The following is a 23,952-nucleotide window of genomic DNA, read 5'->3' as shown; positions in this document are numbered from 1 at the left end:
ACGGCACGGAGTCCTGTCCGTTGCGGGCACCAAGGTCATCACCCGTTCGGTGGCCATGCTGAAAAGGCTCACTGAGTGTGTCGGCCTCTACGACGGTTCAGAACAGCAGCCCGAGATCGTCTGGTGTTTCCGTTCCCAGAGAGAACGGGCCGTCCTGGGACAACACTGCCCTCGCGACGGCTGGAGCAGGCGGGTACTGGTAGCCGGTATGCCGATTGAAGTTCTCGATTCGGTCGAGAAGGCTCACGCATGGGCGGCAGGATTTGGCACCTGCCATTGCTGGAGCACCAAGAGGTTTGCCGCAGTAGGCACGGAGCAGGTTCGGGAGCTGGAAGTGGCCAGCTGCTCGTGGGCCGGCCCCATCAGCCAAGCGACGCTCCGGTTCGCGCTGTGATGAGGTAAGGACCTTGTGAGCGCGGTCGCACTGCTGGCAGACCGTATGCCCTCGCCTTTCGATGAGGATCCGTAGGTCCGGTGACGCCAAGCCGCACACCGTCAAGGGGATGCCGTCGAGGGCGGTGGCACCGTGATGGAAGGTACCTCGGGTACTGGTCAGGGACAGGCGCTGCAAGGTGGTGGTCACGCGTCTTCCGTGGTGTTGCGGTGGACGGGGCGAGACTCAGCTGGACAGGCTGATCGTGAGGTGGCCGGCTGCGTCTTGCGGAAGGGCGGAGCGTTGCACGGGGGCGGGGTCGGCGAGCACGGTGGTGAAGGCTGTGACCAGGTCTTGCGGGGTGGAGGGGCTGAAGGCCGCGCACCAGTGATGTGGGAGGTGGTCGTCGGTCTGGGCCCAGGCGAGGTATCCGGGGAGTCCGGGCAGAGGGTTGCCGTCCTCGATCGCCTCGGAGAGTGCTCCGTAGGTCACCCATGCCTGGAGTTTCGGGGCGTAGTAGGTGTTGCCGGCGTCGGTGGGGTCGGTGGCCCAGTGGGCGTCGGCGAGGGGCTGGAGCGGGGTGCGGCCGGGTTCGATGCCTCGGGTGACGTCGGGCGCGGTGGCCAGTGCGGTGGCGAAGGCGGTCACGAGTTCGTGGGGGACGCGGGCGGTGAAGTAGGCGGTCCACTGTGGCGGCGCCGTGGGGTCGGTGCGGGCGAAGAATTCCCAGAGCACCGGGTCTCCGTCGAAGAGGACGTTGGAATGGCCGGGGAGCCATTCGGCGCCTCGGAGTTGGTCGGTGTCGAAGAGGTGGCGTGTCTGGCTGCGGGTGGTCCAGCAGCTCCATCCGGCGGCAACGAGGGCGTCGGTGACGCTGTCGCCGAGTAGGCCGTCGTCTCCGGCGAGGTAGCGCGGGGAAACGAGAAACGCGCCATGCGTGTCGGGCCGGAGGGCGGTACAGCGAGCGTTGTGGGCTGGGTCGGGGTCTGTCGGGGGCAGGGACGGCTCCGTTGATCGGTGTGGGTGGTCGGTGATGGGTTGGGTCAGCGTGAGATTGCGGGTACTGCGCGCCGCCGTTCTCGCTGACCGGTGGTGTCGGGCGTCCACCGCAGGGCTACGGCGACCGGGCGAGGCAGGTAGCTCTGCTGTCCGCCGTCGCCGAGGAAGACGCAGTGCAGGCCGGCGTCGTCGTGTCCTTCGGTGAGGGCACCGAGGTAATGCGCGAAGGGGAAGTCGGGGGCGATGGCGAGACGGACGATGCGGTCTGCGTCGTAGGTCTGCAGGCGGTGGATGAGCTCACGCACGGTGATGTCACAGGGCATGGAGTTCTCCTCGAGGTACGGGCGGTGGGGTCTGGGTTGGATGGTTTACGCGGCGTAGGAGCGTGGCCGGGAGCCGGAGATCACCGCGTTGACGAAGGCGGCGACGAGCTCGGCCGGGGTGTCGGGCTCGAAGGTTGCTGTCCAGCCGCGTACGTGTTCGGTGCCGGTGACGGCGATTTTCCATCCCTCGCCTTGCCCTCCTGGCCGCCCGTCGGGAAAGTACCCGAGGTAGAGTCGGCCGTCCTTCGAAGCTATGTGAACGTCTGCTCTGTCATCGACCACGAACTTGTAGTCGGTGTCATGGAATTGGTCCAAGACGTTGTTAGCGTTGCCGGGGCCGAGTGGCCACTCGCGCAAGCGGAGGGCTTGGATGGTGGTGTGGAATCCTGGAGTCGGCAATTTGATGGTCATTGCTTTAACTCCCTTCTTGACCTGGGGTTGTTCTCGCCAGAGCGACTTTGACATGGGTCTCGGGAAGTTCACCACTCCAGTGCGGCCCTTGCACGTCTGCTGTCAGCTGATCTTCAATGTCCGGGCGATTCTCTGCTATGCCGAGAGAGCCACGCTTACCAGCACGGCGATTTATCAGCAGTTCATGCCCCGGGAGTACGACGAAGGCCCTCAACCCAAGCAGAGCTTGGGTTGAGGGCCTTCGTCGTACTGGGGGCCGCGGGCGGTGCCCCCAGGTATCTGCCTCAAAGCGCCTTCGGTGGCCGATCTTTGGCGAAGCTCACCGGCTTCTACGCCCAGCAGGCACGTGAGTCGGCGACGGAGCGGCCGGGGGCACCGTGGTGCTGGGGCGGCGGGCAGCGGTGGTGCGGGCCCGGGCGGCTTGGGCGCGTCGTACGTCCAGGGGGGTAGGGATGGGCGGCGGGATGGGGGTGAGCTGGGCGTGGGCCTTGGTGAAGCGGCTCATCTCGCCGGTGTAGCGGATGACGGGGGTGGGGTCGGCGATGGCTGTGGTGGTGGCGGTGACGAGGTGGACGGGGGTGCCGGTGGAGAAGGTGGCGTACCAGTCGGGCCGGTCGGGTGTGGTGCCGCCCCAGAGGTACCAGCGGGTGTCGTTGGTGGTCATCTCCCGGTGGTGGTCCAGCACGCGCCGGTCGTAGGCGAGCCCGGCTTTGCCGTCGGGAGCTCGGACGTCGAAGAGGGCGGTCCGTGAGGGTGCGGTCGTCCATCCCTGGGCTAGCAGCGGTTCTACGGCGGTGTGCGCGGGTCCGCGGGCGGCGTGGAGGTAGGCGTCGGGGCCTTGGGTGTACGCGGTCGCGAGGGCGGTGGTGAAGGCGGTGACGAATTCGGTGGGGGCTGCGGTGTTGAAGGTCGCCGCCCAGCGTGTGGGGCCGAAGGCGTCGTCGTGGGTGTTGATGCGCCACAGGGCGTCGTCTTCGCCCTCGGGTATGTAGCCGAGGCGGATCCGGTGATCGGGAGAGGAGAGGTAGACGTTGCCGAGGTCGTCGTTGTGCAGGGACCAGCCCAGGTGGCGCAGGGGCTGAAGTCCCAGGTCGCCGATGGCGGTGGAGCCGGCGAGATGGCGCGGGGCAACGAGGTACTCCTGGTACGGGTCCTTGAAGGGAGACGGGGGGATTGCGTGCCTCCGGAGATGTGCGGCGCCCCGCTCGGGGCGAGGCGGGGCGCCGCGTTACAGCATGGAACGGGAATCGGGGTACCTGTGCCCTGCTGCTCACGGCCGGGGCTGGCCGGGAGCCGGGGCCTGTCGGGAGCGCCGTGCTGGCCGGGAGGCAGGCGGGCTGCGCGGCAGGGCCGCCAGGAGCGGCGCGAGGCGCGGGGCTTCGTCGGCTATCGCGCGCCGAACTCCTGTGTCCAGCGGGGCCCACCCGGGGCGTGGTTGATACCGACGCCGATCTCCGTGAAGGAGCAGTCGAGGATGTTCTCGCGGTGGCCGTCGCTGTGCATCCAGTCGTTCATGACGTCGGCCGCGGTCGGCTGTCCGTAGGCGATGTTCTCGCCGTAGGCGGTCCATCGGTATCCGGCGGCAGTGATGCGCTTGCCGGGGCCGGTGCCGTCGGGGTTGGTGTGGCTGAAGAAGTGGCGGTTGGCCATGTCGTCGGAGTGGCGCTGAGCGGCCAGGTTCAGCTGGTCGTTCAGGCGCACCGGGGCACATCCGGCCGCGTGGCGCTCCTTGTTGACGAGGTCGGAGATCTGCTGCCGGGCCCCATCCTGCGGGACGGTTGCGGCGGGCGCCGCCTGGGCAGCAGGGGCCCAGGCCAAGATGCCGGCCACTCCGGCGGCGGCCGTGGCGATGGCAAGGCGGGCGGTGCGGGCGGATATGCAGGAAGGCATGCGGGATTCGCTCCAGGGGTTGAGGGTGCTGTCCGTCCCGGCGGCCGGGAGCAGTGGTATCTCCCGGCCGCGGACGGGGAGGGCTTACTGCTACGAGTCAGGGGTCTCGTCTTCGGCGGCGGCCTTCTGCTGGCGGCGGGTCGCCCACAGGGCTCCGCCTCCGGCGAGCAGCAGCGCGGCTGCTCCGCCCAGAGCCCAGGCAGTGGTCTCGGCACCGGTGTGAGCCAGGGCGCCGCCGGGGGTGTCGGGCGTGTCAGGGGTCTTGGGCTTGTCGGGGTGGTGGGGCGGTGTGGTGGGAGGCGTGGTGGGCGGGGTCGTCGGTGGCGTGGTGGGCGGGACGGGGGTGTCGGCGACCGTGACGACGACCTGCTCGCCCGGCTTGGCAGTGAACTGCTCGGGGACGGTGTTCAGTTCGTAGTGGTCGGGGGCCTTGGTCTCCTTGGCCCAGTAGCGGGTGCCGTCCTTCAGATCGACGCCGAGCTTGATCTTCGCGGTACCGTCCTTGCCGGTGGTCACCTGCGTGACCTTCTTGCCCGGCTGGTGCTTTCCTGCGGCGTCGACGGTGTCGGTGTCGATCTCGATGACCGCACCCGGCAGTGCCCTGCCGGACTTCTTGTCGATCTTCTTGACGAGCAGGTCGGCTTCCTTGAAGGGGTCGACGACGGTGACCGGGTGGGCCTTAGCCGACTGCCCCTCGGTGATGACGACGTCCTGGTCGGGGACCAGGGCGTGGATCGCATCGCCGCTGTCGGTCTCGTGCAGGCGGTACTTTCCGGGCGCGAGGTTGTCGAAGACGAGGACGCCGTCGGTGTTGGTCTTTCCTTCGGCGACGACCTTGCCGGTGGCCGGGTCGAGGAGCTGGAAGGCGGCGCCGGCCATCTTCGCCTTGCCGGGGTCGGTCTTGTGGATCTCGACGCCGCCGGTGGCCGGGGTGACGGTGACCTTCGTGGTGTCTTCGGCGGTCGTGGTGTCGCCGGCGAGCAGCATCCGCTGTGCGGAGCTGTCGCGGGGCTCGAGGACCTTCAGCTGGGAACCCGGCAGGCCGCTCGCTGTCGCCTTCACGGTGGCCTCGCCTGCCGTGCTGGTGGTGAACTCCCAGCGGGCGGTGCCGTCGTTGCCGGTGGTGACCGTGCCGCTGGCGGTGCCGGCCCCGGACTCGGACAGCGAGACCTTCACCCCGGGCACCTTCGCGCCGGAGAGCGTGGCGGTCACCTCCACGGACACCGCCACCTTCGTGCCGGCGGCGGTCTTCTCCACGCTGGGCTTGATGTGCAGGGTGTACGGACCGGCGAGCTTCTTCGCCTCGGCGATGTAGCCCTCGGCCAGCGTGCGCGCCGTCCGAGAGACGTTCGGGTAGGCCAGGCGCTGCTTGCCGCGGGAGCCGTCGAGCGCGTACTTTCCGCCGGCCAGGAACTCGTAGACGGTGGCGTCGACGGCAGCGGCCTGCTCGTCGGAGCGGGTCTGCCCGTACTTGGCGATCACATAACTCGCATAGGCGACATGGGCGTCGGGCACGGCCTGCCCGGTCTCGGAGGAGATCCAGTGGGAGACGGTCTTCGGGCCGGTGTAGCCGCCGGCGGCCTGCGGACCCTTTCGCTCCGGGTCCGCGCAGTACGTCTCGCTCTCGCCCCACACGGTGATCCCGGGCGGACCGTAGGCGCCGATGTGGGAGGCGGCGGCGTTCCCGTCGGAGTCGGGGATGGTGTAGCCGGGGCCGAAGGAGACGGGCTTGGCATCGGCGGCCTGGGCAGCCGGGGTCCAGGCCAGGGTGCCCGCGACGCCGGCGGCAACAGCTGTGGAGACCAGGCGGGCGGTTCGGGAGGTGGTGCGTGTGCGCATGTGGTGGGTGGTACTCCTGCGATGCGGTGGACAGCCGACCCCCAACGGGGCGGCTTGGTGCAGTCCGGCTCCAGCACGAGCCGGAGGCGGTGTGAGAGCGCCGGGCATGGCCAGCGAGGTCTCCGTATTCACGCGGAGCAGCCCGGGCGGGTGGTCCGGGTGTTCGGCCCGCGGACGTAGTCGCCGTGGCGGGCGGCGGCCCGGAACGGTGCACGGGCCACGATGGCGCACGCGGTCCGTGCCCCGTCGGCAATTCTGGAGTCTGCGGCGTTCGTCATCGGGACCGGCCGCTCGCCACGAGGGCCTGGTTCGTCGGCAGGGTGCGGGTGCTGTGGGAGAACAGGTCAACCTTCCGCCACGCGGGGGCGAACCGCTGGGCACTGATGCCAGGCGCCGTGCGCAGCGGCATGGACGTGACGTTGGAGAAGGCGGGGGTGCGCGAACTGGTGGCCGTGGCCGCCGCAGCAACGCTTCGCTGTTCCTGCCGCTGCTCCCTCTCCCTTGATGCCGGGGTCGACGAACGCTGCTGTGACGTGTGCGTCGGCGCCCAGACCGGATGGTGGGTGGAGGTGGTCGGCCTGCCTGCGGCCCAGGCGGAGAGCGCGGTGTAGACCGGGCCCAGGGCATGTGCGGCAGGGGTGAGTCGGTAGGGGGAACGGTGGCCATCGGTGACGCGCTCGACGAGGCCGTCGGCTCCCAGCTGGCGCAGGCGGGAGGTCATCACCATCGGTGACATGCCCGGAGTCACCTCGCGAGAGAGTTCGCCGCTGCGCATGGGCCCGTTCTGCTGAAGGGCCCACAGGACGGTGGTGGCGTGACGTGGGCTGACGAGTCTGAGTGCGTCCTCGGCGTGCTCGGCCTCGGTAGCGGGGCCGGTGTGTTCGAGGCATGCGGTGGCCCAGGCGGCCAGGGCGTCGTGTACGGGGGCGAGATCGCGCCCCCGCTCGGTGAGTTCGTAGTAGACCGGGCGCCTGCCGGACGCTGTGCGGTCGACGAGACCGTGGTCGGCCAGGGCGGCCAGGCGCTGGGAGAGGGAGGGGTCCTGCATCTGCGGCAGGCGCTGCTTCACTTCGGTGAAGCGCAGGGGGGTGTCCTGGTCCAGGGTGTGCAGGATCCGCACGCTCCAGCGTGGAGCGATCATGGCCAGGGACTCCTCCACGCGCCGCAGGTCGTTGATGCGCGTGTTGGTGGACGTGAACGTGCTCATGGTCATCGATGGCTCCAGGTCAGCGGGTGCGTGTGGAAGAGGCCCGCGGGGCGGGATGCGGCGTGCCGGGTGTGGCGGCCGTGGCCACCCGGGGGCCGAGCAGGGCGGTGGCGGCGGCAATGTGTGCCTTGCGGGTGGCATGGGCCTGGGCGAGGCGGTGTGCGCAGTCGAGGATGTGACTGGTGTCGAAGCCGCCGAGTGGTCGCCCCGGTTCGACGAAACCGCGCAGGCGGTCGAGGTGGAATTCGACGGCGCGCTCGGCGATTTCGAGGTCGCCGTGGATGGTCAGGAGGGCGGTCAGCGAAGGGGTCGTATCGGGGTAAGTCCGGGTGTATTCGCGGAGGCGGGGCAGGGGATATCCGTAGGCGTCTTCGATGTGCCGCTGGATCTCGGCGGCGCCGTGGTCCACAACTGGGAGAGCTTTCACGGTCAGGGGATCAGCGCATCCGTCGTACTGGCGGACCGGCCTGAGCGGTCGCTGCCGGCCGCGCCGGCGCGGGGGCGGCGGTGGGGCGGGCGAGCTGGGTGCGGGCGGAAGAGGCGGGCATGACGCGCAGGAGTTGGTCGATGGCCTGTCGGTATTGGTCTCTAGTCCTGGTGGCAGCCGTCAGCCACTGGAGGTCGACGGCAAGGGCCTCGGCCACGGGCTCCTTGCCCGGGGCGGTAGCGATGTGGATGCGGTTGCGGACCTCGTCCAGGTGGCTCTCGACTGCGGTGAGGAACGACCGCACTTCCAGCATGCGCTGCAAGGCCGGCGAGGCTGGTGCGATGGCCTGCTTTCGGTGCAGGTCCTGGATGCTGTGGCCGAAGGCAGCCTCGATAGCGGCGTCCCGGCTGGACGGGCGGAGCGCAGTGCTCACGTAAACCTCTTCATCAACTACGGGCCGGTACTTGGACGTCAGCGGCGACGGGCCACGGCACCCGAACGCACGGCTGTAGGTGGACCTGGACTTGCGGCAGGAGCGGGTGGGGTGGTGAGCGGGTAGTGCGGGGAGTGGGCGGCGGCTGCCGCGGCTCTCCTTGCCTGCTTCGATACCGGACCGGTCGGCGGGGCGGCTGCGTGAGTGTCGACGAGCTGGAGCAAGGCCGTGGCCTGCGCGTCACGGGAAGCCATGGCTTCGGTGACCGCGGAAGCCGCCTCCAGTAGCTCCGGCCCTCCGACCTCGGTCAGGTCACCGTCTTGCGCTGCGTCCAGACGCTCCAGGAGCACGTGGTGCAGCCCCTCGAGCGTCTGCTGCAGTTCGACGAGCCGGGCGTACGCCTCGGGGATCTCCGCGAGGGGCACACCGGGCGCCGGCTGCCGAAGGTCGGTGAGGTTGCTGCCGAAGGACTGCTCGATCCGCTCGCCGAGCAGCACCATCACCTCGTCGTCGTTCATTGCTCCACTCCTGAGCCGGATGCGCGGGAAGTTCCAGGGTCCGGATTTCAGCCGGTTTGGATAACCGGCGATTTCGCGCTATAACCAGGCGCCTCACGCTCCAAGTAGGCCGGCTGCCAGACGGCCATGGCCTTTTCGGTCAGCGGTGGCGGCCGGGCCGCGGAGCGGGCGGCAACGGTGCGGCCGGCGGCCAGGCGGCGGGTGGCGGGCAGGAGGTCCTGCGGGTGGCCGCTCGGGCAGTCTGGGCCCGGGGCACGGAGAGCGCGCCGGGAACCGTGGTGTGCGGTGCCGGCAGCGGTCCGTCGCGCTCCTCCATCCACTCCCGCGCGCCGCCTTCGGTACGGAAGGCGCCTTCGCGCAGGGTGTAGGCGTCACCCGCCGACGTCATCTGCTCCAGGAAGAGGCGGTACGGCTGCTCGACGCTCGCCGGGGCTTTGTCGTGAACCAGCACGTATGTCTCGTACTCGCTGCAATCACCGGTGTAGTGGTCAAGGACCTCATAGCGGTCTCCGGAGGTCCGCAGCTGCTCGTCCAGCACGCTGGTCAGGGCGTCGGTCGGCTTGGGCCCGCCCCACTGCGCCGGAAGGCGAACAGCGTCCGGGGCCGCACCGTGAGCGATCAGCCACCGCTGCGCCAGCGGGAGAACGGGGTGGCGCTCGCTCTGAAAGCGGAACGTCCGGCTGCCGGGGTCTCGGCTGACCACCACGGCAATCAGTTGCGCGGTGCCCGGCACGCCCCAGATGGCGGCACCGTCGTGCAGGACGAGATAGCTGCGGGCGCCGTCGGGGGTGTGGCGGGTGATCAGCGGAGTCAGGATGTCGTGATCGGTGACGAGGCCGAGGAAGTGGTCCTCGTCGCTCCCGGTGGCCAGGGTGTAGCCGTCGAGGCGGAAGTGCTGCGCGAAGAGGTCGGTCAAGTCAAGGTCGGGCGTGTTCAACGGTGTTCTTCAGTCGTGGTGTCGGCGTGCCGTGGTTCGTCAGCGTCGATGGGGTCGAGTCGTACGCGCACCGACGGCTGCTGTCCGTGCGGAACGTGCTGCTGGTGTCGTGCGGCGCGTCAGGCAGGCGCGACCGGAGTCGGTCAGGGCGATCGGCTGGCCGGCCTGGAGGGAGCGCGTGGCATCCCGGCTCACCAAGCCCTGGGCTTCGAGTCGCTGGAGCGTCGGCCAGGTGATGCGGCCGCCCGACGGGGCGGTGATGGACATGCGGTGGGTCAGCAGGTGCTCACGCAGTACTGCCCCGCCAGGGGCCAGGGCCACGAGCGCCGTGTAGTCGGACCGGAGAAGGCCGACACCGGGGTACACCTGCTGCTCGTGGTTGCGCTCTTCGATGGGCTGGAGCGCGCGCAGCAGGTCAGCGGCTCGAGCGTCGCGGTGTACGGCGGCGTCCTGCAGCTGGACGACGGTGCGGTGAATCCGGGTGAACAGGGCCTGGTCGACGTGGAACTCGCCGCTGGAGATCCGGTGCAGCAGAGTGCGATGGAACATGACGGCCCGCTCGGCGTCCGACAAGGCACGGTGGGCGGCGGCCACCTCCGCCAGTTCGCTGCCGGCGTGCAGGCCAGTCGACCACAGAGCGTCGATGGTCCACCCGGTGGCGTTCTCCACCCTGGCGTCGAGGTGCGTCGGCACAGTGGCGGCCGGGGCTCCGATTACCCGTCCGGTGCTCACGGGCGGCAACCGGATACGTGGCGGTCCACCGGCAGGTCGGGGGTATGGCGGAGCCAGGCGTCGACGAAGTCGGCGTAACGGTAGCCCTTGCGTCGCACGCCGCAGGAGACGGTGACGTTGCCGGGTCGGATACCGAGCGGCTTGAGCTGCTCGGCCAGGTCGCGTGCGGTGAACTCAGGGGTCGTCGTATCCGCGCGTTGGGCCCGCATGCCGGGGTGGCAGGAGTCGAGCAGGGCGGTCGTCGGCAGCGCTGCGGGGTCGCCGTGGGCGGAGAATGCCGCGCGGCATGCCCGAAGGATCTCGTGGAGGAGCCCTGTACCGGCCTTGGTACGGGGCGTTTCACAAGCGCATGGGGTCGGCGATGGATGGACGGCGCGCTCTGCACTCTTCTGGTCGTCGAAGACGGTCGGGGCGACGAGCAGGTCGACGCCGACCAGCACCTGCATCGGCCACTCGATGGCCTCGTCAAGGACGGGATCCTCGCTGACCACAGCCCCGTCGGTGCTCAGAGCCCGGGCGACGGCCCGGGCCAGGTTCTCGTCGGCGCGGCGGACCCGTTCGATGGCTTCGACGATGTCCCGTCCGTGTGTGCTCGCGATTCCGCTTCGGGGACAGTGCTGCTCACGGTTCGGGGCGTCGAGTAGGAGATCGACGAGGAGCGTCATCGGGAGGAGCCTTTCTGGGCATGGGGTGTGGTCCCGGCTGGAGGGCGAGCCGGCATTGGTGCGCTGGAGGACGCCTTCGCCCGGAGGGGAACATTGCGGGGAGAGCGGGCGCGGGCGGCTTCGGCGCGCGGGCTTGTGGTACGGGTTCGGCCGAGCCGGTGGAAGGCGGTGTTGTACGCCTCGAACCCGGCGCGAGGGCGCATGGCGATCAGGAAGATCTCGCGTTTGTGCAGGGAGCCGGGCGGGGCGGGGCGTTCCTGGTAGACGATGCGCCAGTCGACTTTGGCGTCGACGTAGAGCTTGCGGCAGTCGGACAGGTCCTGGCCCCACCGTTCGTCCAGGCGCTGTCCCCGCTGTTCACCGTGGACGAGGTCCTGTAGCGCCAGGAGGGCCAGGTCGCGGATTTCGGTCGGTGCTTCGCGCAGGTCGTCCAGGGCGCGGGGGTCGGCGGCGAACGTGAACTTGGGGAAACTCACGTCGGCGTCACGCGGCCAGGGTGTGGCCGGCGGTGGGGACCGGGTCGGTGGTGGGCTTCGGGCCGGGCAGCAGGCGGTGCGCCGGGCGGGCCGGGTTGGTGGTGCACGCCGCGAAGGGACCGTTGGGCGCGCGGAGCTGGGCCATGGTGTGGTCGAGGTGGTCCCGGTGCCAAGTGGCCGGGCCGGATGGTCCGGCCTCGGGGTCGATGTGCTGCTGCCAGGCGAGCCACAGGGCATGCAGGCGGGCGACGGCCTCGGGGTGCTGGTCCCACCATGGGCACCATGGCGCACTGGAAGTGATCTCCCGGCCATAGACGGGGAGAAGAAGGTCGTCGACCCAGTCGGTGAGCGCGTCGAGTTCGGCTTCGTACGCCTGGCCCTCCATGGCCATGATGAACAGCGGCTCCCCGCCCCCGGAGGGCGCCGGTACCGCGCCGAAAGCGGTGAAGTCGGGACCGGGCAGCGGTATCGGCGGCGGATCGGCGGCCAGGCTGTCCAAGACGCGGGCCTGTTCCTGGCTCTGGTCGATCAGCTTGCGCACACTGGCGGACAGATCGGCCAAGTCGAGATCGGTGATGCGGACCGGCTCGGGAGCCTCTCCCGCGGCCGGGTCGTGCGAATCAGACACAGGTCCTCTTCAGTGAACGGGGCGAGTTCGGTGGCGTTCAACGCCCGGAATGAGCCCGGCAGGGAATTCCGTCACCCGGCGCTGGAATGCGAATGCCGGGCCTGCCGGTATCAGACGGATACATTCCTGCGTTACTCGGCCGGGCCAGCGAGGGTGTAGTCCTGCTGCCGGGAAACCTGGCGCAGTGTCTCGGTGAGCCGCTCGGTGGCGATCTGCGTGTAGTGCTTGGTCTTCTCGACGCCGATGAAGTCGTAGCCCTCCAGCAGGGCGGCGACGCCGGTGGTTCCGGAACCTGCGCAGAAGTCGAGGATGGTGCCACCGGGCGGGCAGATCTTCACGAGCTCCCGCATCACCTCAACGGGCTTCTGGGTGATGTGCTTGCGGTCCTTGCGCGGCTGGGACGCGGAGTACATACCCGGCAGGTAGACGGGGTTACGCTCAGCGTCCACCGCGCCCTTGGACGCCCAGTGGATGAATTCGCAATTCTGCGTGAAGCGGCCCTTCTGAGGGCGGGCCTGGGGCTTGTGCCAGGCCAGCGTGCCCCGCCAGGTCCAGCCGCCGGCCTGCAGCGCGTCCGACATCGAGCCGGCCTGCCGCCAGTCGGTGAACAGCAGCAGTGTGCCCGACGGCCGTGTCACCCGGTGCGCCTCGGTGAGGATCTGCGTCAGCCAGAACGTGAAGGACCTCTGGTCCATGTTCTCGCCCGGGAAATCCGACAGCGCGTGGGCGGCATCGCCGGAGACATACTTCTGACGAGCCGTGCGCGAGGTGCGCTCCTTGGCCGTCCGGCCACCGCTGTTGTACGGCGGATCGGTGATGACGGCATCCACACTGTCATCGGGCAGCGAAGCAAGCACGGACAGGGCGTCGCCCTGGTGCAGGGAAAAAGGCATGAGAAAGCCCCATTCACGGGTGGGGAAAGCGGGGTAGAGGGTGCTGGGCCTAGAGGCTCGCCCTGGGGAATTCAGCGGGCGGTGGCGCAGCGGCTCCAGACTGTAGACACCGATTCCCGGTTGACCCTGGTCGAACCGGAAAGTCCTCAAACTTCGATTCCGGGCGCCGAACTTTTTGGGCAACCGGCGGTCCGTCCCTACAGTTCTGGTCATGCCGCACCGGCCCCACCGGGCGGCATCTCCCCTTACCCACCGCCCTCCTTAAGGAGAGTTCTCCTCGCCATGTCTCCGCACACCTGACGTCGTTCGTGCCGGCGCCCTCCGGGAGCTGCAACTCCCCGGCGCCGGTCACCGATGCATTTCCACCAGATCCGTTCCGGGCTCCTTTGGACAAGAACGCAGGCCCGGACCGGCTCCACTCACCCCGAAGGGCCCTTTCATGGCACACCCATGTCCTCATCCGGCCATGCCTCCGCCGCCGGGCGGCGCTGACAGCCGTGTGGGCAGGTGGCGTTGAAGGCCGTCGTCGCGACCATCGGCGTCGCGGTCCTCAGCCCCCTGCTGCTCGCCGGAACCGCCGCGGTCGCCGCAGCCGGCGGCGGCGCGGCCAATGCCGCTCACGGAGACTGCGGCGGCGAGGCCGGATCGGTCGACGTCGAAGCAGTCACCAAACAGGTCAAGGACATCCTCAGCGGGAAGGCCGGCGGCAAGGTCACCGTCGAGGGGCTCGAACTGCCCGCCGAGCAGATCCCCAACGCCAAGACGATCGTGGCCACGGGCGTGGCGATGCACATTCCCGAGCGCGGACAGATCGTCGCCCTGGCCACCGCCATGCAGGAGTCCCGTTTGCGCAACTTGCGCTACGGCGACCTCGATTCGCTGGGGCTCTTCCAGCAGCGGCCATCCGCAGGCTGGGGAACCCCCGCTCAGATCCTTGACCCGGTCTACGCCAGCACCAAGTTCTACAAGGGGCTGCTCGAAGTGCGCGGGTGGGAGTCGATGACCGTCACCCAGGCCGCGCAGGCCGTCCAGATATCAGCGTTCCCGAACGCATACGCGCAGTGGGAGCCGCTCGCCCGCGCCCTGCAGTCAGCGATCATCAAGACCCTTCCCAACGGTGGCAAGACCGCCTCGGACGCCAGCGAGAACGCGAACAAGGACACGAAAGACAAATCCAAGACCCCGAAGGGCGGTTGCTCCACGGGGGCGGACGGCAGCAACTTCGGCACAATCCCGCCAGGCGCCGTGCCCAAGGGCTACGAGATCCCCAAGGACGCTCCGAAGAAGATCCAGACCGCGATCCGGTGGGCTCTCGGACAGCTCGACACCCCGTACCAGTGGGGCGGCACCTGCGAGAACAGCCACGGACCGGACCCCATGGGCCGGTGCGATTGCAGTTCGCTGATGCAGATGGCCTACCACGCCGCCGGCGTGAACATCTCCCGCACCACGTATACGCAGGTCAACGAAGGCAAGGCCGTCTCCGTCGGCAGTCTCAAGCCCGGCGACCTGCTCTTCACCCGCGGCACGCCGAGCGTGCCCGAACACGTCGGGATGTACATCGGCAGCGGCCTGATCATCAATGCGCCCAAGACCGGTGACGTTGTCCGCATCACCACGCTCGCGAACTGGAAGCCCCAGATTCTTGCGGCCCGCCGCATCCTCACCTGACCGGCCGACCGACCCGCTGCAACGCCCCGTCGGGCCGCGCGAACCGCTGTGCGGCGCGCCGATGAAGCGGATCACAGCGAAACCGTTCTGAGGGCCGCCTTCCCCCCGGCCGCCACAGCCGCTCGACCCTCCCCCGAGCGCCCTCTCGCGGCCCTTTCTCCGAGGTGCTCGCCTCGCCTCTCCCCCTTCTTTCTTCGCTTTCCGCACGCCGTCTCGGCGTGCCGCAAGGAGCTCTGCCTGTGCCCACGCTCGACCATGTCCGCTACCTCGCCTACAACCCGGGCATCAGTCCGAAGGAGGGCGGTCTTCCGGGACTGTCCGTCCTGAAGGACGTCATCTCCTCGATCAACCTCTTCGCGATCATCGCGATCGTCGGCGCCCTGGCCGTCAGCCTCGCCGTGTGGGCCTGGGGTCACTACACCGGCGGCCACCAGGCCGAGGCCAACGGAAAGAAGGGCGCGGTCGTGAGTGCCGGCTGCGCGCTCGGCCTCGGTGCCGCCAACGGCATCGTCAGCTTCTTCAGCACCCTGGGGACGCAGGTCCACTAATGTCGAAGAAACGTCACAGCAAGCCCCGGTTCCAGCCCCGCGCCGCCGCACTGATGTCCCGTACGGCCTCGTGGTCGACGAACCGGCGCCTGGCCGCCGGCATCGCGGCTCTGACCATCCTCGCCGGCGCCGCGGGACTGACCGCCTACCTCACCGCCGGCCCCGAGGAACCCACCGAGGCCCCGGCACCAGCTGCCACGAGCAGCCCGTCCCCCGCACCTCCGGCGGGAAGCGGGAGCAGCGGCTCCGTCGGCTCGCCGCCTTCCACCCATGACCCGGTGGAGTTCGCCAAGGCCGCCGCCGGCACCCTGTGGTCCTACGACACCCGCCGGATCACCCAACAGCAGCATCTCGCCGGGCTGAAGGCGTGGATGTCACCGGAGACGAAGTACACCGACTGGGAGTCGGTGGCCTCGCAGGTCCCGGACCCGACCCTGTGGTCGCGGATGCACGACAACGGCCAGTACGCCACCGCGAAGGTCTCGGAAGGCCACATGCCGCAGGCGTTCACCAAGGCGCTCGGCGACAACCCCGGCGCCATCACGGAGGCGTACGTCTACGTGGTCACCGTCAGCGGCAAGCAGTCCATCGCCTGGCGCGGAGGCGGAGCCGGCGCCGAAGGCCGCGCTGTCACGCTGGCCGTCCAGTGCCGCCCCGACCACAACTGTGCCCTGTCCGGGGTCTCTCCCCGCGTCGCGCCCTGACTCCCACGCCCAGCAGGAAGGAGGTACAAATCCGTGGGAATCTGCAATCTGCCCCTGGTGGACAACGTCTGCAAGGCTGTCGACGCCATCGACTTCGTCGCAGACCCTGGTAAATCCATCACCGAGGGTCTGGGCGCGTGGATCGCCAAGAGCGTCGGCGAACTCGCGGCTTCAGCCGCCGATCTGGCCGCCAAGGCCGTCGATACCACCACCAAGGTCGATCTCAACGCAGGCTGGTTCAGAGACAATTACGAACTCGTTCTGCCTATCGCCCTACTGGTGATCGTCGGCACGTTCTGTCTCCAGCTCATCCGGGCCGCGTGGAAACGCGACGGCCAAGCCCTGGCCCAGGCATTCAGCGGCACCCTCGTCGGCGTGATGTTCGCCTTCGGCGCCATCGCGTTCACCACCGTCGCCCTCACCGTCGTCGATGCCCTGTCCGACGGGCTGTTCAAAGCCGGGCACTCCTCGATCGCGGACTCTGTCCGCCGCATGATCAAGGTGAGTCAGTACGGCGGTATGTACGAACTCGGCTGGCTCGTCCCGACCTTCGTCGCGATCGGCGCCGCCGTCGGAGCGTTCCTCTACTGGTGCGTGATGATGGTCCGCAAGGTCGGCATCCTCGTCCTCGTCACCTTGGCCTGCTTCGCGGGCGCAGGCGGCGGCTGGGAGGTCGCCAAGCGGTGGCGCCGGGGCTGGATCGAAGCCACCGCCACCCTCGTCGCCTCAAAACTGCTCATGACCATCGTCTTCTTGTTGGGCGTCTCCGCCATGGGCAAGACGGACGCCAAGGACGGGCTCGCCGCGGTCTCCGACGCGATGGCCGGCATCGTCGTCATGGTGATGGTGCTGCTCTGCCCGTACATCACGTACCGGTTCGTGCACTGGGCCGCTGACGGCCACGGCGAGGACCTCCACCGCTCCGGCGGCGCCGGAATGGCGGCTGCCTCCCGCACCGCCCAGGGCGTCGGGCGCAAGGCCATGGCCATGTCGGCCGGAGGCGGCAGTGGTACGGCACTGGCTTCGGCGGCACCGCAGGGCCCGCCCCAGGTCCCCGGTCAGCTGCTCGCCACAGCAGCTCCCTCGTCCAGCACCGACTCCCACTCGGAATCGGACAGCGGTTCCTCTTCCCCTGACGGAAAGTCCGGGAAGCCCGGTTCCGGGTCCGGATCTCCGGGAGGCCAGGGTGACGGCGGCACGTGTGATGAGCCGACGCCGGCTGCTCCCCTTCCCTTCACCGCGAACGGCGGATCCGCCCCGCAGTCCAGCCGAGCGGCTGGCACAGGAGGCGGTGCATCTCCGCAGCAGTCCGGCCTGATGGCTGCGGGCACCCACCCTGGCGCGAGCCTGGCCTCCGGCTCCGGTCTGATCGGGCAGGGACCGGCCGCTCCGGCCCCGACCCCCCAGGGCCCGGCGGTCTCCGCACCCAGGCCGCAGCCCGCCACCCGGTCAAGCGACGCGGCCACCCCGCCGTCACCACCGGCGACCGGCAACTGATCCGCCCCTCCCCTCATGCCCGGGGCGCCCGCCCGCCTGCTGCTTCGGCTTCGGCGGCGGGTGCCCCGGCTCCCACCCGGCCGCAGCGGCCACGAGCGCGCCGCGCTCCTACCCCGCAGCAGCCCGGGTACGTCCAGAACGGCCTTCGTCTGTCATGTCTGATCACTCCGCCGCCGTGCCGGTGACGGTGAAGTTCCCGCACCGAAGCCGCCGCGGCATTCTGCTCGGGCTCTCCCTGCCCCAGCTCGTCCTGACCGCCGCCACCCTCGCGGTGCTGATGCTCACCGTCGTCAGCACCGGCCTCGCCGGCGCCTTCGCCCTCACCCCTCTGTGGGCTGCCGTCGCCGCTCTCGTCTTCATCCGCCGAGGCGGCCGCTCGCTCATCGACTGGGCTCCGGTCATCACCCGCTACTTCATCCGCCGCGTCCGAGGACAGCACATGTGGTTCTCCCGTCCCGCCACCCGCCCCCATGCCGAGGGCCTGCTCCACCTGCCGGGCACCGACGCCTCGTTGCGGGTCTTCACCTCTCCGGACCGGCAGCTCGCCGCCATCCACGACCCTCGCGCGGGCACCATGACCGCCGTCGCCCGCATTTCCAGCCGGGCCTTCGCCCTCCTCGACCCGGCCACCCAGAACGCGAACGTCGCGGGCTGGGGCCGCACCCTCGCCGGCCTGGCCCGCACCGGCCACATCAAGACCATCCAGATCCTCGAACGCACCGTCCCCGACTCCGGTGACGCCCTCACCCGGCACTGGAACGAGCACGGCCACCCCCAGGCACCCGTCGCCGGCACCGTCTACGCCGAACTCGTCGCCGCCGCCGGCCCCGCCGCGGCACCGCACGAGGCATACCTGGCCGTCTCCCTGGACATGAAGGCCGCCCGACGGCTCATCTCCCAGGCCGGCGGCGGACTGGCCGGCGGGTTCACCGTGCTCCAGCAGACCACCGCCACCCTCACCCAAGCCGCCCGCAACGCCGGTCTCACCGTCACCGGCTGGCTCGATGCCCGGGAGATCGCCGCAGTCATCCGCACCGCCTACGACCCCAAGGCCCTCTCCGCCCTCCAGCAGTGGTCGCCCACCGGTCGCGCCGAAGCCGACCCGGCCGCCGCCGGGCCCGTCGTCCAGGTCGAGGAGTCCGACCGGATCATCACCGACAGCGCCCACCACGCCACCTACTGGGTCGAGAACTGGCCCCGCACCGAAGTCGGCGCGGGCTTCCTCCACACCGTGCTGTTCTCCGCCGGTGTCCGGCGATCCTTCTCTCTCATCTATGTGCCGCAGCAGCTGGAGGCCGCGCTCAAGGACGTCCAGCGGCGCAAGGCCACGATCATCGCCGATGCTGCCGAGCGGCAGCGTCGAGGCCAGGTCGACTCCGAAGAGGACAGCGTCGAGTACGCGGACGTCAAGCAGCGGGAGCGCCAGCTGATCGCCGGTCACGCGGACGTCGCCCTCACCGGCCTGCTCACCGTTTCCGCCGACACCGATGACGAACTCGACGCCGCCTGCGCCCAGATCGAGACCGCCGCCGTCTCCGCCCAGGTCGACCTGCGTCGCCTCGACTACCAGCAGCCCGACGCCTTCGCCACCGCCGCCCTGCCGCTCGCCCGCGCCGCCCTGTAACACCGCAAGCCGCAGGAAGGACCACCCTCTCGTGACACCCCCGACTCCTCTCGCCCACGACGAACCGCTCGCCTACCTCACCGCAGCCACCACCGGCATCCGCCACCACACTCGCACCACCACATCCCCCGACAGCGATCCTCGGGCCACCCGGAGCGAGGTGGACGCCCTCCATGCCCACCTCACCGCACTCCACACCCTGCTCAGCCGGCTCACCGAACAGACAAGGGCTGCACGTCCAGCTCAGAGCAGTCACTTGGCCGCGGCACGTACCCGTTTGTGGCAGGCCAGCGAGCACCTCCACGAGGCCTTCCACCAGGTATCCCGCTCCACCGCTCCGGACGTGGTCGAGGAGGGCATCTGCCGCCAGGACATCGACACCGGGCCGCCGTTCGTGACGATCTGCCTGCGTCACGTGCGCACCAGCGCCCTCGTCCGACAGCAGACCACCCCCGCCGACCTGCACTCCCCCCTCCACGGTCACGCCCGTCACCGCGCCAGCTGAACCGTTCCTGCTGAAAGCCGAGCACTTCCCCGATGACTCACCGGCCCGCCCGCACGACACGCCGTGCCAGCGCCTCCCCGCTCTACACACCCCACCGCCGTGACCGGGACCAGCGCCGCGCCGACCGCCGCCGCCTACACGACGCCCGCGAACAGGCCCGCAAGGCCGCCCCCGCGCCCTCCCGCCGTCGCAACCGGGTCGACGATCAGGGGCCCATGCCGCTCTACCCGGCAAACGGCCGACCGGGCCCGTCCTCCGCGCGAGGAGGGAAGCTCTCCCTCCCCGCCCACCGCATGACCACGGCCACCGTCGCCGGCGCCTACCCCTTCCTCGCCGAAGGCGGCCTCGGCGCCGAAGGCACCTACATCGGCCGCGACGTCCACGCCGAGGCGTCGTTCACCTTCGACCCGTTCGCCCTGTACGGCAAGCTCGACGGCTTCACCAACCCCAACGTCCTGCTCGCCGGAGTCATCGGCATGGGCAAGTCGGCGCTGGCCAAGAGCTTCGCGCTGCGCAGCGTGGCCTTCGGCTACCGGATCTACGTGCCCTGTGATCCCAAGGGCGAGTGGACGGCCGTCGCCTCGGCGCTCGGCGGTACGACCATCGCGCTCGGCCCGGGTCTCCCGGGAAAGCTGAATCCGCTGGATGCCCCGCCGCAGCCGGACGGCGTCTCTGCCGAAGACTGGTCCAGTGAGGTCCGTAAACGTCGGCTGATGCTGCTCGGTTCCCTGGCCCGTACCGTGCTCGGACGGGACCTGCTGCCGATGGAGCACACCGCCCTCGACGTGGCTCTCGACTGCGTGGTCACCCACGCCGCCCGGACCGGCCGGACTCCGCTGCTCGGCGACATCGCCGCCACCCTCAACAACTCCGGGCTGCTCGACATCGCCGGCGGCGAACTCTCCGGCCGCCTCGGCGACGCAGCCCGCGACCTCGCCCACGCCATGCGCCGCCTCGTCCACGGCGACCTCGCCGGCATGTTCGACGCCCCCTCCACCGTCGTCTTCGACCCGCGCAGCCCGATGCTCACCATCGACCTCTCGCGCCTGGGCGGCTCCGGCGACGACACCGGTCTCGTCCTTGCCATGACCTGCGCGAGCGCCTGGATGGAGTCCGCGCTCGCCGACCCCAACGGCGGCAGGCGCTGGGTCGTCTACGACGAGGCATGGCGCCTGATGCGGCACGCGGGCCTGCTCGAGCGCATGCAGTCCCAGTGGAAGCTGAGCCGCGGCCTGGGCATCGCCAACCTCATGGTCATCCACCGCCTGTCCGACCTGCTCACCGCAGGCGACGCCGGATCGCGCGGACGCGCACTCGCCGAAGGTCTGCTCGCCGACTGCTCCACCCGCATCGTCTACCGGCAGGAAGCCGACCAGGTCCTCGCCGCCGCCGGACTGCTGGGGCTGACCTCGGTGGAGTCTGAGGCCATCGCCCACCTCAACCGCGGACGCGGCCTGTGGAAGGTCGCCGGGCGCTCCTTCATCGTCCAGCACCTCCTTCACACCCAGGAGCTGGCGCTCTTCGACACCGACGCCCGCATGCACTGATGGGAGCCCATGTGTCGATCTACGTACGCCACCCCGACAACCTGCGCACCGTGGCACGGGAGGTCCGCCGTCTGACCGCCGGCCTGGAAGTCCCCGAGCACAGCACCGAGGAGATGGTGGCCTACACCGTCGGAGCCCGGCTGAAGGCAGCCAGCCGCATGGCCGAGGAGATGTCCGACGCCCTGCTCCACCGGCTCACCGGCCCCCGCTCCACCGCCCGGGCGGAGCTACGCAGCCACAGCGCGCTCGCTGCCGCCGCAGCGGGAACGGCACAGGCCATGGGCCCTCTGGCCGAGGCCCTCCGGCAAGTCGCCTTCCTCAACGAACACGCCCAACTGCCGGCCTTCCCAGACCTCACCGACGCCCGGGACGCCGCCTGGAACGTCATCCGCGACCACGTGGATGAAGCCCGCGCTGCCCTTCACGACACCGCCGACCAACTGGAGACGGACGCCCGACACCTCGTCCAGCCGCCACCGCGCTCCGCCGCCGCGATGCCGCTGGCCCAGCGCCCGCCCGTGGCAGCGCCCGTCGCCACGAGTGCCCGGCGCCGACCGACCCTGTGACCCCGCCGCCTGAACCGGAAAGAGTCTCCCCTGTCTCACCGAGCCGATCTGTCCGCCTTCGCCACCGCACTCGCCGAGCGCCTGCCCGGCGCCTGGACCAGCCATCACCACCCGCACGACACCTACCCCGACCAGTTCCCGATCACTGAGGAACTGTGGGACATGGGCCACGCCCAGTGGGCCGTCTCCGAGTTCGTCCTGGGCCACGACGCCGTCCTCAACGGTCCGGACGGCATGCGCCTGTACGTCATCGACCGGCCTCTGAAGCAGCGCGAGTTCATCGTCGCCGCCCTGGCGCCGACCGGAGTGCAAGACCATCTCTTCCGAGGCGTGCAGGAGCCGAACGGCATCACCGTGAGCACCGACCCCGTCCGCGCCGCCGCTACCGTCACCCGCCGTCTGCTGCCCCGCTACGAGGAAGCCCTCGCCCACGTCCGGCGCAAAGCCGCTGCAGAGCGGGCTTCCGCGATAGGGCCTGCGGCGCGGGTGTCCTTCGCCTGGCAGGCTGACGGCACGCTGACCGCCACCACGGACCATCCCGGTGCTGCCGAGCACCTCGAGCGCACCGGCTTCCACCGAGATCCACGTGCGACCGGTACCTTCACCCTGCCGGCCACGCTCACGACGGCTGAACGTGACGAGCGACTGCGAACCGCGGCCCTGCAACTCGGAGCTCTCGGCACCGACATCTCCATCGGCCACGCCCCCTCTTCTCAGGCACAGCCAGCTGCGGCTACCCGTGCCGTGTCCTCCTTGACCGAGCTGGCCCACCACGCCACCGCTGCCACAGATCTGCACGAGGTAGCCGCGGTTCTCGACGAGATGCTCCACCCGGCAACCGGAGCACTTCCGGCCCTGGAGGGCGTCCTGCGTCTCGCCGCCGCCCGGGCCGCCGATACCGGCCCGCCCGCCCTGCGCAGTGAGTTCACCGCATCCTTCAACGGCATCACGGACCGCCTCAAGAACCTCACCCGCGACATTGCCGAACTACGGCTCGGAATAGGCGAGATCGCCACACTCACGCACGCCCACGGCGATCGCATCTGGACCGACCTGCTCAACAGCCAGCACCACGCCACCCGCACAGTCCCCACCGCCGCCACGGCTTCGCACCCCGTCGTTGCGAACGCCTCTGCCCAGAGCGGCCCGCGCGGGCGCTGAATCCGGCCCCGCACGCCGCGTCGCACACGGTCCACGGCCGAGCGTCCGCCCCCGGTGGCCCGCACGACAGCTGCCAGCGCTGGCTGCACGGACCCGCATCCCGGTACCGCCCCTGGGCCGCCGGCACACCCTGAAGCCCGCCCACCACCGGTGAGCCGACCACGCTATTCCCAGCACGGAGCACAGCCCTGTGGATACCCCTGAACCGCACGTCATCGTCGGCCGCCACCCCGAACTGGGCTACGTCGCGTTGAACCCGCAGGAGTTGTTCGTCGCCGATCACGTGCTCAAGCTCCTTGGCTTCCAGCCGGTCCCCGACAGCAAGCTCTACGCCCTGGCCAATCCCGAGAACGACGGCGAGCGCCGCACCCGGCAAGCGATCGCCTCCCTGCGCGCCGCCCGCTATCAGGTCGCCGCCGACGTCAGCCTCGATCCCACACCGCCCCAGCAAGCACCCACGCAGCGGCATACCAACGAACACCGGCAGACCGCGGTGCACGGCACCGCGCCGCGGGCGACTCCGACCGCCCAAGCCGCGGTCACAAAGTCCGCCGCGTGGCAGAGCCGCACCGACCTCAAGCCCATCCCGCCCCGACCGAAACACCCTCCGCTGTGGGCGCCCCGCAGCCAGATGCGGCGTTGAGAACCTCCGGCGCCAGCCGATCAGGGTGCCTTCGCGCGCTTCCACCCGGGAATCCGCCCGGGAATCCGCCCGGGCCCGCGCCGCTGAGCCCCCGACGCCCATGGGCACATCGCGCCCAGACCGCTGCCACTGATCAATCCACGCTCAAACCACCCGCGAACAGGAGAACTTCATGGCCGTCCGTACGCACTGGACCATCGATCACACCTGCGGCCACCAGGTCGAACGCGACCTGTCCGACCGCGCCGCCGACCGCCGAGCCGGCTTCGCCCGCTGGCTCGGGGATCGTGAGTGCTCCGACTGCTGGAAGGCCGCCCGTGAGAGCAGCCGCGTGGACAAGCAGCAGTGGCTCGCCACCCGTCGCGCCGAAGAGCAGGCGGCTGCGACGGAGTGGGAACAGCGTTACCACATGCCCCCGCTGGAGGGCCCGGAGAAGGCGCTGGCGTGGGCGATCCGGTGCCGGCATCAGCTGGTGGCAGATGCGTATACCGCACTGGTTGTCGAGGGCGACTGGGACGAGGCGGACTGGTCGGAGCTCGAGGAACAGGTGCGCACCGTCACGCGTGCGGGGTGGTGGATCGACCAGCGGGATGCCGAGGGCGGGGATCTGCCGGAGCTGCTCGCGGCGGCCACCAACGCCGATCGGCCGACCGAGAACCCCTTCGTGTAACGCCTTTTCGGGTTCACGAACACCGGCGTCCGCGTCCGTTGCGACCCCTTCCTCCCCCGCTTCCC

At 69.9% G+C, this 23,952-nt stretch carries 28 protein-coding genes and 1 pseudogene; 12 read left to right on the top strand and 17 right to left on the bottom strand.

Features of this window, described 5'->3' with window-relative positions:
* Positions 1–394, top strand: a 394-nt coding sequence (locus ACIG36_RS11140) for a hypothetical protein (RefSeq protein WP_399925363.1), incomplete at its 5' end; no start/stop codon positions are given.
* Positions 395–619: 225 nt separating this feature from the next.
* Here the strand turns inward: ACIG36_RS11140 and ACIG36_RS11135 are convergent.
* From ACIG36_RS11135 to ACIG36_RS11055, 17 genes and pseudogenes are all read right to left on the bottom strand, one after another.
* Positions 620–1,480 carry a DUF317 domain-containing protein gene (locus ACIG36_RS11135; protein WP_399925361.1) on the bottom strand — a complete coding sequence of 287 codons (861 nt, stop codon included), beginning with the start codon at positions 1,478–1,480 and terminating at the stop codon, positions 620–622.
* Positions 1,417–1,695 carry a hypothetical protein gene (locus ACIG36_RS11130; RefSeq protein WP_190127711.1) on the bottom strand — a complete coding sequence of 93 codons (279 nt, stop codon included), beginning with the start codon at positions 1,693–1,695 and terminating at the stop codon, positions 1,417–1,419. Before ACIG36_RS11130 ends, ACIG36_RS11135 begins: the two co-directional genes overlap by 64 nt.
* Before the next feature lie 45 nt (positions 1,696–1,740).
* Positions 1,741–2,106 carry a DUF317 domain-containing protein gene (locus tag ACIG36_RS11125; protein WP_399925359.1) on the bottom strand — a complete coding sequence of 122 codons (366 nt, stop codon included), beginning with the start codon at positions 2,104–2,106 and terminating at the stop codon, positions 1,741–1,743.
* A 319-nt stretch (positions 2,107–2,425) separates the two neighbouring features.
* Positions 2,426–2,791 carry a DUF317 domain-containing protein gene (locus ACIG36_RS11120; protein ID WP_399925357.1) on the bottom strand — a complete coding sequence of 122 codons (366 nt, stop codon included), beginning with the start codon at positions 2,789–2,791 and terminating at the stop codon, positions 2,426–2,428.
* A gap of 222 nt (positions 2,792–3,013) precedes the next feature.
* Positions 3,014–3,070: pseudogene (locus ACIG36_RS11115) on the bottom strand (hypothetical protein); the annotation flags it as partial.
* A gap of 422 nt (positions 3,071–3,492) precedes the next feature.
* A complete protein-coding gene (locus tag ACIG36_RS11110) occupies positions 3,493–3,996 on the bottom strand; it encodes a CAP domain-containing protein (RefSeq protein WP_399925355.1) in 504 nt (167 codons plus the stop codon).
* Positions 3,997–4,086: 90 nt separating this feature from the next.
* A complete protein-coding gene (locus ACIG36_RS11105; protein WP_399925353.1) occupies positions 4,087–5,835 on the bottom strand; it encodes a collagen binding domain-containing protein in 1,749 nt (582 codons plus the stop codon).
* 274 nt (positions 5,836–6,109) lie between these two features.
* A complete protein-coding gene (locus ACIG36_RS11100; protein WP_399925351.1) occupies positions 6,110–7,048 on the bottom strand; it encodes a winged helix-turn-helix transcriptional regulator in 939 nt (312 codons plus the stop codon).
* A 13-nt stretch (positions 7,049–7,061) separates the two neighbouring features.
* Positions 7,062–7,469, bottom strand: coding sequence for a hypothetical protein (locus ACIG36_RS11095; protein WP_399925349.1), 408 nt, complete (start codon positions 7,467–7,469; stop codon positions 7,062–7,064).
* A 10-nt stretch (positions 7,470–7,479) separates the two neighbouring features.
* Entirely contained in the window at positions 7,480–7,902 is a 423-nt protein-coding gene (locus ACIG36_RS11090) for a hypothetical protein (protein WP_399925347.1), read from the bottom strand.
* 38 nt (positions 7,903–7,940) lie between these two features.
* Entirely contained in the window at positions 7,941–8,420 is a 480-nt protein-coding gene (locus ACIG36_RS11085; RefSeq protein ID WP_399925345.1) for a hypothetical protein, read from the bottom strand.
* Positions 8,421–8,559: 139 nt separating this feature from the next.
* Positions 8,560–9,357, bottom strand: coding sequence for a hypothetical protein (locus ACIG36_RS11080; RefSeq protein WP_399925343.1), 798 nt, complete (start codon positions 9,355–9,357; stop codon positions 8,560–8,562).
* Positions 9,358–9,396: 39 nt separating this feature from the next.
* A complete protein-coding gene (locus tag ACIG36_RS11075; protein ID WP_399925341.1) occupies positions 9,397–10,050 on the bottom strand; it encodes a hypothetical protein in 654 nt (217 codons plus the stop codon).
* A 35-nt stretch (positions 10,051–10,085) separates the two neighbouring features.
* Positions 10,086–10,754 (bottom strand): DUF3631 domain-containing protein, encoded by a 669-nt coding sequence (locus ACIG36_RS11070; protein ID WP_399925339.1) that lies wholly within the window; start codon positions 10,752–10,754, stop codon positions 10,086–10,088.
* Positions 10,751–11,230, bottom strand: a complete 480-nt coding sequence (locus ACIG36_RS11065; protein ID WP_399925337.1) for a hypothetical protein — start codon at positions 11,228–11,230, stop codon at positions 10,751–10,753. The genes ACIG36_RS11070 and ACIG36_RS11065 overlap by 4 nt, the downstream gene beginning before the upstream one ends.
* A gap of 7 nt (positions 11,231–11,237) precedes the next feature.
* Complete coding sequence (locus ACIG36_RS11060; RefSeq protein ID WP_399925335.1) at positions 11,238–11,858, bottom strand: DUF4913 domain-containing protein; 621 nt, start codon at positions 11,856–11,858, stop codon at positions 11,238–11,240.
* A 131-nt stretch (positions 11,859–11,989) separates the two neighbouring features.
* On the bottom strand, positions 11,990–12,751 hold the full coding sequence (locus ACIG36_RS11055; RefSeq protein WP_190127699.1) for a site-specific DNA-methyltransferase: 762 nt from the start codon (positions 12,749–12,751) through the stop codon (positions 11,990–11,992).
* A gap of 513 nt (positions 12,752–13,264) precedes the next feature.
* Between ACIG36_RS11055 and ACIG36_RS11050 the strand changes: the two genes are divergently transcribed.
* From ACIG36_RS11050 to ACIG36_RS11000, 11 genes are all read left to right on the top strand, one after another.
* Positions 13,265–14,422 (top strand): C40 family peptidase, encoded by a 1,158-nt coding sequence (locus ACIG36_RS11050; protein WP_399925416.1) that lies wholly within the window; start codon positions 13,265–13,267, stop codon positions 14,420–14,422.
* Between the two features lie 233 nt (positions 14,423–14,655).
* Positions 14,656–14,970 carry a DUF6112 family protein gene (locus ACIG36_RS11045; protein WP_373311517.1) on the top strand — a complete coding sequence of 105 codons (315 nt, stop codon included), beginning with the start codon at positions 14,656–14,658 and terminating at the stop codon, positions 14,968–14,970.
* Positions 14,970–15,674 carry a hypothetical protein gene (locus tag ACIG36_RS11040; protein ID WP_399925332.1) on the top strand — a complete coding sequence of 235 codons (705 nt, stop codon included), beginning with the start codon at positions 14,970–14,972 and terminating at the stop codon, positions 15,672–15,674. Before ACIG36_RS11045 ends, ACIG36_RS11040 begins: the two co-directional genes overlap by 1 nt.
* Before the next feature lie 33 nt (positions 15,675–15,707).
* Entirely contained in the window at positions 15,708–17,171 is a 1,464-nt protein-coding gene (locus tag ACIG36_RS11035; protein ID WP_399925330.1) for an ATP-binding protein, read from the top strand.
* A 154-nt stretch (positions 17,172–17,325) separates the two neighbouring features.
* A complete protein-coding gene (locus ACIG36_RS11030) occupies positions 17,326–18,795 on the top strand; it encodes an SCO6880 family protein (protein WP_399925328.1) in 1,470 nt (489 codons plus the stop codon).
* 31 nt (positions 18,796–18,826) lie between these two features.
* Positions 18,827–19,300, top strand: coding sequence for a DUF6238 family protein (locus ACIG36_RS11025; protein ID WP_399925326.1), 474 nt, complete (start codon positions 18,827–18,829; stop codon positions 19,298–19,300).
* A 32-nt stretch (positions 19,301–19,332) separates the two neighbouring features.
* A complete protein-coding gene (locus tag ACIG36_RS11020) occupies positions 19,333–20,847 on the top strand; it encodes an ATP-binding protein (RefSeq protein WP_399925325.1) in 1,515 nt (504 codons plus the stop codon).
* A gap of 11 nt (positions 20,848–20,858) precedes the next feature.
* Complete coding sequence (locus ACIG36_RS11015) at positions 20,859–21,413, top strand: hypothetical protein (protein ID WP_399925323.1); 555 nt, start codon at positions 20,859–20,861, stop codon at positions 21,411–21,413.
* Positions 21,414–21,575: 162 nt separating this feature from the next.
* A complete protein-coding gene (locus ACIG36_RS11010) occupies positions 21,576–22,574 on the top strand; it encodes a hypothetical protein (protein ID WP_399925321.1) in 999 nt (332 codons plus the stop codon).
* A gap of 190 nt (positions 22,575–22,764) precedes the next feature.
* Positions 22,765–23,217 carry a hypothetical protein gene (locus tag ACIG36_RS11005; protein ID WP_399925320.1) on the top strand — a complete coding sequence of 151 codons (453 nt, stop codon included), beginning with the start codon at positions 22,765–22,767 and terminating at the stop codon, positions 23,215–23,217.
* 172 nt (positions 23,218–23,389) lie between these two features.
* Positions 23,390–23,887, top strand: a complete 498-nt coding sequence (locus tag ACIG36_RS11000) for a hypothetical protein (protein ID WP_399925318.1) — start codon at positions 23,390–23,392, stop codon at positions 23,885–23,887.
* Positions 23,888–23,952: the final 65 nt, after the last annotated feature.

The sequence above is a fragment of the Streptomyces sp. NPDC053048 genome (genome assembly GCF_044547045.1).
GTDB lineage: Bacteria > Actinomycetota > Actinomycetes > Streptomycetales > Streptomycetaceae > Streptomyces.
The sequence above is the reverse complement of the archived record's forward strand: the minus strand, read 5'-3'. Positions and strand labels throughout refer to the sequence as shown.